This window comes from Mesorhizobium sp. WSM4845 (genome assembly GCF_055811455.1).
The window spans coordinates 43,811-56,547 of sequence record NZ_JBVVQA010000002.1 but is presented as its reverse complement, the minus strand read 5'-3'; the positions used below and the strand labels follow the sequence as shown (position 1 = coordinate 56,547).

Below are 12,737 nucleotides of genomic sequence, written 5' to 3'. Positions count from 1 at the left end.
GGTTCCTACGTTGCGATATCAGGGAATCCGGAAACTTTTCACAGTGTCCATTTTTGCAGCTGACCCGCCGCAGACATCGTTTTTTGATGGAGACGGTGGGCTTCAAGCGATTCGATTGCCTGTGCCGATGCTGCCAAAAGCCTTTATCTCGAAGCGAGCCAAGAAACCCATTCATGGTCGGTTCAGGATCGAGCCGCCAAGGGCTAAGCTTTGTTGACTTGATGCGCGATATAATTAATTGCTCTACAAGTAGGGATTCTTAAATATATCTAAGGATTTTGTTTATCTTATAAACAATACACTTCGGAGGTGACGTGAGGGGGTCGGAATGTGTCTATGCGGTCGGTCAGTTCCTCCCATGGCGATGACCGTGGCATATCTCCTGAAGCAGCGCGACATCGCGGCCTTCCGGGTCGAGGCTGGAGGCAGTGATGTCGGATAAGACGGTCCCACCTAACGACAGGGAGCCGACATCTGTCGAACGTCGCCGCTGGCCGCGCATGTCGCAGGATCCACTCGGTGAGGATGAGGTGGGGAAGGCCGTCCTGACGTCGTTGCGCTTTGAGACGGAAATCCTTCCACCAATCCAGCAGTTTGCTGCCTGGCGGAAGCATATGGCGATATTGATGGATTCGCGTCTGCCGAACAATGAGAATCCCGAGGATGGATTTGTCGTCCAGCAGGCGGTGTGGAATCTGGGCGGCATGCTTTTGTTGCAACAAACCGTTCCGGCCTTCAGTTACGAACGCTCGCCAGACGCGGTCCGGTTCAGTCCAATCGACCATTGGCAGATCACCGTTCTCCGCGCCGGTCGCACCTGGACCGGAGTTGACGGACGTGTCGCGCAAAATGAACCGGGCATGATTGAAATCCGCTCGCTCGGGCATCCGTTTAGCGGGCGGGCGCTGGCAACAGAGTCGATCAGCCTGATCGTTCCCGTCGATCTGTTTGCCGATGGAGGTAGCTTGCCGGCGGCGAGCAACAACGTCGTTTTGGGTGGACACCGGGCCAAACTGCTGATCGATCTTATGTCAAGCGTTGAAGCCAATCTCGATCGCTTCACGCAAGACGACCTTCCTAGAATCAAGGACCGTTTGCGGAAAATGGTATTCGACGCGGTTATACCTTTGGTGGATCGCGATGACGGCAACGATCAGATCTCACAAATCGGATTGATGACGCGGGCGAGACGCTTCATTTCGAGCAATCTTGCCTCGCCCGACCTGACACCGGATGCTCTCGCCCGGGAACTGGCGACCTCGAGGACACGGCTCTATGAGCTTTTCGAAACGTCCGGCGGCGTTGCGAATTACATTCGTCGACGACGTCTATCCGCAGCTCATGCAATGTTAGCGGATCCTTCCGACACCCGAAAGGTCGCCGAAGTTGGTCTAGCAGTCGGCTTTGATTCAGCGGCGAATTTCAGTCGAGCTTTCACGCAGCAGTTCGGCTATAGCCCGAGCAACATACGCAAGCAGTCGTCCGAAGACTATACGTACCCGGATAGGCAAACAGATAAGAAGCCCAAGGTCACATTCGAAAGCCTGCTGCAAACACTCGGCCTCTTTTGAGGATGGCGAGGAGCATATATTAGCTCATCGGCCAAACGATCATGAGCATCGGCACGGCAACAATGACGACGAGGAACGATAGCGGCAGTCCCAGGCGTGGATAGTCGCTGAAACGGTAGCCGCCAGGCCCCATGACGAGCGTGTTGCACTGGTGGCCGATGGGGGTGAGAAAATCGCAGCCGGCGCCAATGGCGACTGCCATCAGAAATGCTTCCGGCCGGTAGCCGAGATCGCCGGCAAACGCGGCGGCGATGGGCGCCATGACCAGAACGGTTGCGGCATTGTTGAGGAATGGCGTAACGGCCATGGCGGCGACAAGGATGAGCATCAAGGCGCCGGGCGCCGGAAGAATGGTTCCCAGTTTGGCAAGCTCGCCGGCAATGATGCCTGTCGCCCCCGTACTGCGCAGCGAATCGCTCACTGGAATGAGAACGGCGAGCATGACGAGGATTGGCCCATCCAGCGATTGGTAGACGTCCCGGACCGGGATGACCTTGAAAAGCACCATCCCGACCGCGGCCGTAAAGAAAGCGACGGAGACCGGGAGCAGCCCGAGCGCAGTCGCCACCATGGCGAGAGCAAGGATCGTTACCGGCACAACACCTTTGCGGACGCTGCCAAGCAGGATAGCCCTTTCTGCCAGCGGCAGGCAGCCGAGTTCACGCAGTATCTCGGGTATCGTCGCTGCATTGCCCTGCAGCACGATGACGTCGCCCAGCCTTAGCTGGATTTCGGCCAGCCTGCGGTCGGGGCGCTCGCCGTGACGGCTGACAGCCAGGAGGTTGACATTGAAGCGGTGATAGAGGGCAAGGCGCTGGGCCGTCCAGCCGATCAACGGGGAGTTTTCACCGATGACGGCTTCGATAGCGACCAGCTCGCCGGCCGTGTCATCCCCGCTGGCCCTGCTGCCCGTAACGCTGAGCTTGCCCTGGGAGACGAGGCGATCCAGCGCCCCAGGGTCGCCCTCGAGCAGCAGAATGTCGTTCATCTTGAGGACAACGTCGGGCAGTGGCGTCATCCGCATGGTCCGGTTGCGCAGGATCGATGTCACGATAGCATCGCCGCCGGAAAGCTTCATGAGGTCTGCGACGGTTTTGCCGAGCACAGTGGAATCGCGGACAATCCGGGCCTCTGTCAGGTAATTCTTGATATCGATGGCTTCATTCACCGACCCGCCGAGCTTTTCGCGCACCGGCAAAAGCCAATAGAAAGACACCAGGAAGATCGTTCCGGCGGCGGCCAGCGCGGCTCCAACAGGTGTAAAATCGAACATTGTGAAGGCGGTGCCGGTCAGTTCCTCCCGCACCCGCGACACAACGACATTGGGAGATGTCCCCACCTGCGTCATGAGTCCGCCGAGCAGCGACCCGAACGCCATAGGCATCAGGAATATCGACGGTGAAACGCTCGACCGGCGCGCGAACTGGAAAGCTATCGGGATCATGATCGCGAGCGCACCGATATTCTTTACGAAGGCAGACAGGATCGTGACCACGATGACCAGCAGCGCCAGTTGCGAGCGAACGCCCGACAGGTTCGGAGCGAACCGCCTGATGGCGACTTCCATGATGCCCGAGCGTGCGATGCCTGCGCTCACCAGCAGGGCACTGCCGACAATGATCACGATATCGTCGCTGAACCCGCTGAAGGCCTCGTCAAAAGGCACGATGCCAACCGCGAGTGCGGACAACAGTGCCGCGGCTGCAACCAGATCATATCGATACCGACCCCATACGAGCGCCGCCATCATTATGAAGATAACGGCGAACGACAGGATTTGCGGCGTAGTCATGTCTTCGGATACCCCGCCGCTTGTGCGGCTGATCAGAACGGCCAAACCGCCCTTTTGTTGCTTTCGCTGGTCACGGTTTTGCTACCACGGTTCCGTGCCTGCCAATAAGCCCGTGTCGAGCAATGTTCCTGACTTTCGCAGCCATGGTCCTGGGGCGGCGCCTTTCAACCTGGCCGGCGCGCGGCCGTTCCGACTTCAGCCCTTCCATGAGGCTCGCAGAAAAGCCTTCGACGGCCTAAAGCTGGTTGCATTAACGGCCGTGCAAGGGAGAGAACACAGATGACCGCGCCCGCCATAAGCCGCTTCCCCGTTCCCGAGATCGCCGGCCTTCCCGACGACATCCGCGAACGGATACTCGCCGTGCAGGAGAAGTCGGGCTTCGTGCCCAACGTCTTCCTCGTGCTTGCGCATCGGCCGGACGAGTTCCGCGCCTTCTTCGCCTATCACGACGCGCTGATGGACAAACCCGGCCCGATCACCAAGGCCGAGCGGGAGATGATCGTCGTGGCCACGAGCAATGCCAATCAGTGCCAGTACTGCGTGGTGGCCCATGGCGCGATCCTGCGCATTCGCGCAAAGAACCCGCTGATCGCCGATCAGGTGGCCACCAACTACCGCAAGGCCGACATAACCCCGCGCCAGATGGCGATGCTCGATTTCGCCATGAAGGTTTCCGCGCGCGCCTACGAGGTCGGCGACGCGGACATCGCCGACCTCAAGATCCATGGCTTCACCGGCGAGGACGCCTGGGACATCGCGTCCATCGCCGCCTTCTTCGCCATGTCAAACCGGCTGGCCAACGTCACCAGCATGAGGCCGAACGACGAGTTCTACGCGATGGGGCGCTGACCATGCCGAAGGGATACAAGGACCTGCTGGCCGACGCCGATGCGGTCGTCCGCTCGGTCGAGGCAGCGGATATGGCGGGTTCCATGCGCCGCGCGGCATGCTCGAATTCTGGATCGATCCCGAAAGCCCCTACCACAAGCCGAAATTCGCCGAGCCCAGGACCTTTGTTTTTTACTGCGCGTCCGGCTGGCGCTCGCTGCTCGCCGCCAAGATCGCGCAGGAGATGGGACTTGACGCGCGCAGCCTGCGCGGCGGCTTCTCGGAGTGGAAGAAGCGCGGCAATACCGTCGCCGAGAAACCGAGGAAGGACAGCTAGGCGCGACGACCGGCACCGTCGCTTGCCACTGGGAATGCGGGCGATCAAGGCGCGCGATCGGTCAGCGCGCTTGCACCTTCCTCCGCGGCGCAATGTGCGCAGCAGTAGATGATGTCATCTTGTTCGACACCATGTCCGATGATCCGGCACCCGCAATGCGGGCAGAGCGGCGCAAGTTTCTGGATCGCGCATTCGAAGCTGTCGAACGTATAGCTTTCCTCAGCCAGCGTCACTTCGAAAGCCTTGTCGTAGTCATTCCCGCATTGATCGCATCTGGCCATGGTTCTTTTCCTTCTTCCTCATTGGTTCAAACTCGACCAACCCGCCGCATGGCGATAGGTTCCCGGCAGGATCGTAGAGTCCTGCCAAGCAGGAGACGAGCCCGAGCAGCCTCACGCGCGCCGTTCGATCAAGCGGATCACCTCCTCGATGTCGCGCGGCGCGATGTCGAGTTCCTTCAGGCCCGGCGCGCCGATTGCGGCCACATTGTCGTGCCGCATTAGATCGACCTGGTTGCGCGTAATCGGCGCTCCCGGAAGGAGTTCCGCGACGCCGGCCAAGGCGTCCCACGCCGCAAACGGCACCGGCATCAGCCTGATGTTGGTGCCGAGCTGTCGGGCGATATCCCGCAGCAGTTCCTTATAGGTGTAGATGCGCGGGCCGCCGAATTCGAATATCGATGAGGCCTTGTGGTTTCGCCCGCCGATCAGCCGACTGACTGCGTCTGCGACGTCTTCCACATAGACCGGCTGAAGCCGTGTGCTACCATCGCCGAACAGCGGATAAACCGGCAGGAGACGTATCAGCCTGACAATCGTCGTGAGGAAAACGTCGTCAGGTCCCGTCATGACGGCGGGACGCACAATGATGGCGCCGGGAAATGCGCTCGCCACCGCCTCTTCTCCGCGCCCACGTGCCCTGATGTAATTCGAATCCGATTGAGGATCGGAACCGATCCCCGAAATATGGACGAACCGGTCGACCTCGCCAGCGCGCGACGCGGCGGCAAGTTCAGCTGCGGCTTCCACATGCACCCGTTCAAACGTCTGGGCGCCCTGCTCGACGTAGAGACTGACGGCATTCACGATCGCCTGCGATCCGGCAATGGCCGAGCCGATCGAGGACGCATCCAATATGTCCGCCACGACGGCTTCTGGCGGCCTTGCCGTCGAGGAAAAAAACTGGCCAACCCGAGCCGGGTGGCGGGATGCGGCGCGGACGGTGGAACCCCTTTCCAGGAGCCGCTTCACGATCCGGCGCCCGAGAAAACCTGTCCCGCCGAACACAGTGACGATCCGTTCTGTGTTGAGATCGTCAGGATCCATTTGCCTCGCCAATCCTTGGCTTTGCGTGCCCGCCGAGCGCCTGCCGCCGGCGTATAAACCAGCCCCTTCGAACATCGGGGACGGTTCGAGAACAACGCAGGAAAGCTTTTTGTTCCAGTCGGCGCCGAGTTCGATCGAGAGACGGCCGATGTCGCTATGGACGGCGAGTGTTCGACGCTGGGTTGCCATGCTGTCCGTTTCATCCCCAGCCTCCATGCGCTGGCAACAAAACCGGACAACTCACGTGCTACCTAATCCGGACAACTCATCTGCTTACGACACTGTCGTTCGGCCCCACTTGCCTCGCTTTGGCTGCTCCTGTATGAAAACCGCCATGACCAACCGCGCCACCTCCGTCGCTTCCCGTCAGACCGGCTTTGCTGGCGAGACCGTGCGCGCGCTTGCTTCCGCTCTGCTGCTGCTCGGCCTTATCGGCGATCGCCGGGTTCGCTGAAGGAGCGCCCGGCGGTCGAACCGCCGCTCACGCGCATGCTCCTTGGCCAGTCTCAAAATTGGCAAGTCACATCTAGCGAATGAACATCTGGTAAAGGCGCCGCTCGGCACCAAATCCGCCTGAAGGCGGATTCCGCGAGCCGCCGGGAGAGACGACAATGAACGCACGAGAAGAGATCCGCTCAGACAGCGGGGAGATAGGCAAGGATGCCCGGGGCATGCCGGAGGCAGCCCGCAAATACCAACCTTATCCGACCGTCGGTCTCACCGACCGCGTGTGGCCTTCGAAAGTCATCGACAAGGCCCCGATCTGGTGCTCGGTCGACCTGCGCGACGGCAACCAGGCGCTGATCGATCCGATGGGCCACGAGCGCAAGGCGCGCATGTTCGCCCTGCTCCTCGACATGGGCTTCAAGGAGATCGAGATCGGTTTCCCGTCGGCCTCGCAGACCGACTTCGATTTCGCTCGCTGGTGCATCGAAGAGGGCAATGTATCAGACGATGTCTCGCTGCAGGTGCTGGTGCAGTGCCGGCCGGAACTGATCACCCGCACTTTCGAGGCGCTGCAGGGCGCCACCAACCCGATCGTGCATTTCTACAATTCGACCAGCGAACTGCAGCGCCGCGTCGTCTTCGAGAAGGACGTCGCCGGCATCAGGCGGATCGCCACCGATGCGGCCAAGATGATCACCGACATGGCAGCGAAGGCCGGCGGCTTCTATCGTTTCGAATATTCGCCGGAGAGCTTTACCGGCACCGAGCTCGAAGTGGCGCTGGAAATCTGCAACGCCGTCACCGAAATCATGAAGCCTACGCCGGAAAACAAGCTGATCATCAACCTGCCGTCCACGGTCGAGATGTCGACACCCAACATCTATGCCGATCGCATCGAATGGATGTGCCGCAATCTGGACAACCGCGAGAACCTGCTCATCTCGCTGCATCCGCACAACGACCGCGGCACCGGGATCGCCACCACCGAACTCGGCCTGATGGCGGGCGCGGACCGCGTCGAAGGCACGCTGTTCGGCAATGGCGAGCGCACCGGCAATGTCGACATCGTCACGCTGGCGCTCAACATGTACACGCAAGGCGTCGATCCCGAGCTCGATTGCTCCGACATCAACCGGATGAAGGACGTCTACGAATATTCGAACCAGTTGAAGATCCCCGAGCGCCATCCCTATGTCGGCGAGCTCGTCTACACCGCCTTTTCCGGCTCGCACCAGGATGCCATCAACAAGGGCATGAAGGCGTTGCGCAAGGCCAACACGCCGTACTGGGAAGTGCCCTATCTGCCGATCGACCCGGCCGATGTCGGGCGCAACTACGAGGCGATCATCCGCATCAACTCGCAGTCCGGCAAGGGCGGCATCGCCTATGTGCTGCAGGCGGACTACGGCCTCAATCTGCCGCGTAACCTGCAGATCGAGTTCAGTCAAGCGATCCAGGCGATCACCGACGCCGAAGGCAAGGAGGTGCCGGCCAAGCGCATCTACGAGCGCTTTCTCGAAACCTACGTCGATCAGCCCGACGCGCGGCTGAAATTCCTCGACCACCACACTTATCCCGACATCGAGATCAAGGGGCGGCGCGCGGTGGAGGCGATCATCCTCGACAGCGGCAAGGAGGTGACGATATCAGGCTCCGGAACCGGCCCGATCGACGGCTTCGTCGACGCGCTGTCGCGCCATGTCGGCGTGCCGATGTCGGTGCTCGACTATTCGGAGCACTCCATGCAGCGCGGCTCGAATGCCTCGGCCATCTCCTATGTCGAGATGGAGCATCCCGGCGGCAAGCTGTTCGGCGCCGGCATCAACACCAATATCGTCGCCGCTTCGCTGGAAGCCGTGGTTTCCGCCGCCAATCGCATCGTCGGCGGAAAGGCCGACTAGAGGAGCTGAGCTGGAGCAAGATGACCCCGGATGGTATCATCCTGCTCCAGTCTTTCGCGCCATTAACCACCGGAATATTATCCGGTGGGGTACGCGATCGCATAATGGATGCATGCTTGTATGGCAGTGCAGGCGCTATATGATTGCGTCTTAACCTGTGCCGACTTCGAGAGGATCGACACTTGCAGCATGCCACGCCTGCCGCCCCCGCAGTGCGCGAGACGCTGGAGCGATTGCTAGCCAGCGAAACGTTCGGGAGATCCGAACGAGCGCGTAAGCTGCTTCGCTATCTGGTCGAGCGCGAGCAGGCAGGCGAAGCCGACAAGCTCAAGGGCTTTTCCATCGCGATGGATGTTTTCGGCAAGGACGGCGATTTCGATCCGTCGACCGACGCCGTGGTGCGGGTGCAGGCGGGCAGGCTGCGCGAGCTTCTGCAGCATTACTTTGCCAATGAGGGTGTTGCCGAGCCGATCCGCATTGCCATTCCGCGTGGCGGCTATGTTCCATCCTATGAACTCAACGCGATCCGCCTGCCGGTCGAGCCGGCGTCGGCGGAACACGTCGAAGCGGCGGCCACCTTGCCGGAATCGCCCGAAGAACCCGTCATGGCCGCACCTGCCGCATCGTCCCCCGTCGTTCGCCAGCCGGCACCCTCGCTGCTGCGTCATCTCCAGTTCTTCTGGCTGGCGATCGCTCTGGTCATCGCCATGCTGGGGGTGCTGATCCTTCGTCAGGGGGGCAGCGCATTGCTGGCCGGAAGCGATGCCGCGCCGACGATTGAAAATGCGGTGGCAACCGGCAGCATTGCGCCATGGGCTCCGGTTGAAAGCCTTCCGCTCGTCTACATTGCTGTGAAAACCAACAGTGCCGAGGCTGCCCGCGTCGCCGCATCGCTGCGCGCCGGCCTCAGCCGCTTCGACACGGTCACCTTCATCGGTCGCGATGCTGACGGCCCGCCCGATCCGGTCGCCGATGCGATCAGCTTCGTATTCGATGTCTTGCCGGGGCCAACGGCAGGCGATGTCACGCTGGAGCTTCAAAGCGTGGCGACCGGGCGGGTCCTGCTGTCACGCAACTTGACTGCCGCCGACAGCACACCCTCCACCGTCGAGGACAGTGTCGCCGGCATTTTGAGTTCGGCCGTTCCGGCTCCGGGCGCGATCTACAACTATATCGAACAGAGCGGCCTTCAGACCGGCCTGACCGAATGTCTGCTGCTCAACGACAAATACTATCTCGACCAGGGCGCCAAAACCCATGAGGCTGCCTATCGCTGCCTCGAAATCCTGGTCGATCGGGATGCGAAATCGTCGCTCGTCTTTTCGGAGCTGGCGACCCTGCATCTCGAGGCGGGCACAGATCACTACGCCTATCCAGCCGGCGCAACGATCGAACAGGCGATGTCGCTGGCCCGTCGCGCCGTGCAGATGGGGCCGACCAGCCCCTATGCCCACCGTGCCTATGGCTATCTCAATTCCCGCCTCGGCAATTCGGAGGAATCGATCCGCTGGATGCGCAAGGCCTACGAACTCAACCCTTACGACCTCAGCATGGCGGCAGCTTATGCCTACGGGCTGATTTTCGCCGGCAGGTACAGGGAGGGAACACCGATCCTTGCTCACGCCGCCGAAACCTCCAGCGCCCATCCGACCTGGTGGGATTACGGGCTTTTCGTCGGCCAGTTCATGGCTGGCGATATGAACAAGGCCGCGCTTGCCAGCGATGCGCTGCAAGCGACGCCGACGAAATCGCACTATCTGGCTGCGCGGCTGATCACTGCCAAGGCCGCCGGTCGCGATCATCTGGCGCACGAACTTTTGGACGAGTTGACGGTCAAGTTCCCGAAATTCGCTGCCGATCCGCGCGCGGCTTTTGTCGAGCGGAGATACCCCGCCGATCTGACCGAGCGGCTGGTCGAGGCTTTGCGTGCCGCCGGGCTCGGCAATGCCAGCTAGTCCTTGCGACCAGCACGGCCGATCGCAAAAACTTGGTACAAGACGCAATCCAGCCACATCCGAATTCGCATAAAACCATAGTATTTCATGATTTCATCGCTTTACGTTGCCGAACGGGGCGCCGGCCCGAAGACGGTTGTCTTTCTGCATGGCTTCGGCGGTTGCCACGGCGACTGGCACGAGGTGATTTCGACACTGGCACCTGGTTCACGGACACTGGCCTATGATCTTCCGGGCCATGGGCTGTCCCTCGATTTCCCGGGTGGCGGCCCGGCCAGGACAGCCGCCCGGGCTGTTCTGGCAGACCTCGCCGCACGCAGAATCAGGAGGGTGCATCTCGTCGGCCATTCGATGGGCGGGGCGGCGGCTGTGCTGATGGCACTGGCCGAACCCGCAAGGATAGCCTCGCTGACGCTTCTGGCGCCGGGCGGGTTTGGCACTGAGATCAATGGCCCGCTGTTGCGCCGTTACGCAGCGGCAGCCGGCAAAAGTGAAATTCGCGCCTGCCTCGCCGCCATGTCCGGACCGCAAAGCCCGCCCTCGGAGCGCATCGTGGATGTGCTTGGCGCAATGCGCGCGCGTCCCGGCCAGTTGCACAAACTTGTCGAGATCGCAGCCGCCATGACCAGGGACGATCGGCAGGGCGTCATCCCGCACGAACGGCTCGAAACACTGGATATGCCGGTGATTTTGGTCTGGGGGACCGATGACGCGGTGCTGCCCTTCAGCCAGGCCGATGGTCTGCCGGCGCATTTCCACCTGCACCACGTGTCGGAGGCCGGCCATATGCTGGTCGAGGAAGCGCCCGGCCTGATCGCCGAGATCGTCCGCCACAACATGAAACGCCGCAGCAGGCCGCTTCGTCCAAACTCCGCTCCCGCAGCGGGCTGATCCCTGTCAAAGCGCGGCTTCGGGCCGGATTTTGCAAGCCGCCTATCGATCTCGCAAGCGCATTTTGCTGCATTTTGCCAACGACTATGTTAATTCGGTGTTAACCAAACGTGAGGCAACGCCGATGAAGGATGCAGCCGAGACCATAAGCCAGGCCGACGAGTCGCGAAAATTGTCGGACGCCATCCGCGACGTGAAAAACGCTTTCGCCGACCGCGACGACGTCGTGGTCGACATGCGCGAAGCGCATCGCATGCGGCTCGAATTGCTTGCCGCCGAACTCGCGCCGGTCTTCGCCGACGTGCCCGCCGACATGGACAATTTCGACTTCGCCGTCTCGTCCGGGCTGCAGCCGCGCCTCTGGATCGACGCCGTCAGCCATGTCGCCATGGGGCGCGACCGCCGCACCTATCGCTTCCTCAAGGACACGCGCATCGGCCGCGTGGTGCTCGCCGAATCGACCGAGATGAAACCGGTTGCCGATCAGGTGACGCGCTACGTCGCGGAGCGCGTCATCGAACGCCAGAGAATGCTGGAAGGCGGGGTCGAGCAGGCTGCCGGCCTGAAACGTGCCTTGGTCCCGGAAGCCGAGCCGCCGCTGCGATCCGTCAAGCGCCGCAAGCGTTGGTCAGCCTTTCTCTCCGGTCTCGGCCTGATCGCTGCCGGCGCCCTGGTCGGGCTGGCGGTATCGATCGTGTTGTTCTGGGACCGCCTCGTTGCGATGGGACTGAGTTTCACGCCATAGCGTCCGCGCCAAGCTCCACAACCTCCAGATCGGCAGGCGGGATGGCCGGCCCGGTCAGGCCACGTCGCGTCAGCCTGAGCCGCCAGTTGCCTATTTCACCATCGATCTCCAGCAGATTATATTGCGCCGCTGGACGCCTGCCGCCTGGCGCCTGCCCTGCGGCAGCGACGCCGACCACTGGAATTTTGGCGCCGCGCCCATTGATCGAGAACAGCGTCGGCTCGTGCGAATGGCCGTGCAGCACAAGCTCGGCCCCGTGCCGCTGAACGACCTTTTGGAAGCGGGCAATGCCGAACAGCCGCTTGGGCTGCGAAACGGCGCCGCGCACCGGCGGATGGTGGATCATGATCACCCGGAACAGCCCGCGTTTGGCCGTGGCATCGAGCACGTCCCGCAGTCTTTCCGCCTGGTCTTCCAGAAAAAAGCCGTTGGCCATGAACGGAGCCGTCGCCCGCGCCGTCGTGACACCGATCAGCGCGACGTTGCCACGCACGCGCAGATAGGGAAAGGCTTCGCGGTCGACCGGCGTATTGACGCCGTCGCCGGTCATCCACGCCGTCCACGACCGGCAGGACTTGTCGAAAGCACCGGGCACATAGGCGTCGTGGTTTCCCGGAACGACCGACACATCGTCGGGGGAGCCCAGCGTCTCCAGCCAGTGCTTGCCCATCTCGATCTCGCCATCGAGCGCCAGATTGACCAGATCGCCGGTGACGGCAAGGTGATCGGGTGCGCTCGCCTTGATATCGGCGACGATGGTGTCGATGACGGCGTCGCGCATGTGGCGGCGGCGATTGCGCTGCCAGTTGACGTAACCGACCACCCGCTTGGAGGCGAGATCGCGATAGGTTACACCGGGAAGCGGTCCCAAGTGGATATCGGAAATATGCGCGAGCCTGAACATCCCTCCTTCATAAGCGACGCACGCGCTGCTTTCCACCCACG

At 61.6% G+C, this 12,737-nt stretch carries 11 protein-coding genes; 7 read left to right on the top strand and 4 right to left on the bottom strand.

The genetic code is table 11. The features are described from left to right. The first annotated feature begins 431 nt into the window (after positions 1-431). Complete coding sequence (locus AC0L2C_RS02510; protein WP_287065201.1) at positions 432-1,571, top strand: helix-turn-helix domain-containing protein; 1,140 nt, start codon at positions 432-434, stop codon at positions 1,569-1,571. 19 nt (positions 1,572-1,590) lie between these two features. Here the strand turns inward: AC0L2C_RS02510 and AC0L2C_RS02505 are convergent, their stop codons facing one another. Then, entirely contained in the window at positions 1,591-3,363 is a 1,773-nt protein-coding gene (locus AC0L2C_RS02505; protein ID WP_128248030.1) for an SLC13 family permease, read from the bottom strand. Positions 3,364-3,642: 279 nt separating this feature from the next. Here AC0L2C_RS02505 and AC0L2C_RS02500 point away from each other — a divergent pair, with 279 nt between their 5' ends. After that, entirely contained in the window at positions 3,643-4,212 is a 570-nt protein-coding gene (locus tag AC0L2C_RS02500) for a peroxidase-related enzyme (protein WP_128248031.1), read from the top strand. A gap of 97 nt (positions 4,213-4,309) precedes the next feature. Next, on the top strand, positions 4,310-4,528 hold the full coding sequence (locus AC0L2C_RS02495; RefSeq protein WP_128248032.1) for a rhodanese-like domain-containing protein: 219 nt from the start codon (positions 4,310-4,312) through the stop codon (positions 4,526-4,528). A 44-nt stretch (positions 4,529-4,572) separates the two neighbouring features. On the opposite strand, the gene AC0L2C_RS02490 is transcribed toward AC0L2C_RS02495, so the two are convergent. Continuing rightward, on the bottom strand, positions 4,573-4,809 hold the full coding sequence (locus AC0L2C_RS02490; RefSeq protein WP_023797920.1) for a hypothetical protein: 237 nt from the start codon (positions 4,807-4,809) through the stop codon (positions 4,573-4,575). A gap of 111 nt (positions 4,810-4,920) precedes the next feature. Further along, a complete protein-coding gene (locus AC0L2C_RS02485) occupies positions 4,921-6,042 on the bottom strand; it encodes a complex I NDUFA9 subunit family protein (RefSeq protein ID WP_473522629.1) in 1,122 nt (373 codons plus the stop codon). Positions 6,043-6,464: 422 nt separating this feature from the next. Between AC0L2C_RS02485 and leuA the strand changes: the two genes are divergently transcribed. The 4 genes from leuA (at position 6,465) to AC0L2C_RS02465 (ending at position 11,792) form a co-directional block, all read left to right on the top strand. Further along, positions 6,465-8,201, top strand: coding sequence for a 2-isopropylmalate synthase (gene leuA / locus AC0L2C_RS02480; RefSeq protein ID WP_473522628.1), 1,737 nt, complete (start codon positions 6,465-6,467; stop codon positions 8,199-8,201). A gap of 182 nt (positions 8,202-8,383) precedes the next feature. Then, entirely contained in the window at positions 8,384-10,156 is a 1,773-nt protein-coding gene (locus tag AC0L2C_RS02475) for a tetratricopeptide repeat protein (RefSeq protein WP_128248035.1), read from the top strand. A gap of 87 nt (positions 10,157-10,243) precedes the next feature. Beyond that, entirely contained in the window at positions 10,244-11,047 is an 804-nt protein-coding gene (locus AC0L2C_RS02470; protein ID WP_473522627.1) for an alpha/beta fold hydrolase, read from the top strand. A 124-nt stretch (positions 11,048-11,171) separates the two neighbouring features. Next, positions 11,172-11,792 (top strand): hypothetical protein, encoded by a 621-nt coding sequence (locus tag AC0L2C_RS02465; RefSeq protein ID WP_023797926.1) that lies wholly within the window; start codon positions 11,172-11,174, stop codon positions 11,790-11,792. Here AC0L2C_RS02465 and AC0L2C_RS02460 read toward each other — a convergent pair. Beyond that, a complete protein-coding gene (locus AC0L2C_RS02460) occupies positions 11,782-12,696 on the bottom strand; it encodes a metallophosphoesterase family protein (protein WP_023797927.1) in 915 nt (304 codons plus the stop codon). The two genes, AC0L2C_RS02465 and AC0L2C_RS02460, sit on opposite strands and share 11 nt — an antisense overlap. Positions 12,697-12,737: the final 41 nt, after the last annotated feature.

Bases quoted from the DNA above. Each gene is read 5' to 3' on its own strand.
- AC0L2C_RS02460 (WP_023797927.1), bottom strand. From the start codon at position 12,696: ATGTTCAGGCTCGCGCATATTTCCGATATCCACTTGGGACCGCTTCCC.
- AC0L2C_RS02505 (WP_128248030.1), bottom strand. From the start codon at position 3,363: ATGACTACGCCGCAAATCCTGTCGTTCGCCGTTATCTTCATAATGATG.
- AC0L2C_RS02500 (WP_128248031.1), top strand. From the start codon at position 3,643: ATGACCGCGCCCGCCATAAGCCGCTTCCCCGTTCCCGAGATCGCCGGC.
- AC0L2C_RS02485 (WP_473522629.1), bottom strand. From the start codon at position 6,042: ATGGCAACCCAGCGTCGAACACTCGCCGTCCATAGCGACATCGGCCGT.
- AC0L2C_RS02490 (WP_023797920.1), bottom strand. From the start codon at position 4,809: ATGGCCAGATGCGATCAATGCGGGAATGACTACGACAAGGCTTTCGAA.
- AC0L2C_RS02510 (WP_287065201.1), top strand. From the start codon at position 432: ATGTCGGATAAGACGGTCCCACCTAACGACAGGGAGCCGACATCTGTC.
- leuA (WP_473522628.1), top strand. From the start codon at position 6,465: ATGAACGCACGAGAAGAGATCCGCTCAGACAGCGGGGAGATAGGCAAG.
- AC0L2C_RS02470 (WP_473522627.1), top strand. From the start codon at position 10,244: ATGATTTCATCGCTTTACGTTGCCGAACGGGGCGCCGGCCCGAAGACG.
- AC0L2C_RS02465 (WP_023797926.1), top strand. From the start codon at position 11,172: ATGAAGGATGCAGCCGAGACCATAAGCCAGGCCGACGAGTCGCGAAAA.
- AC0L2C_RS02495 (WP_128248032.1), top strand. From the start codon at position 4,310: ATGCTCGAATTCTGGATCGATCCCGAAAGCCCCTACCACAAGCCGAAA.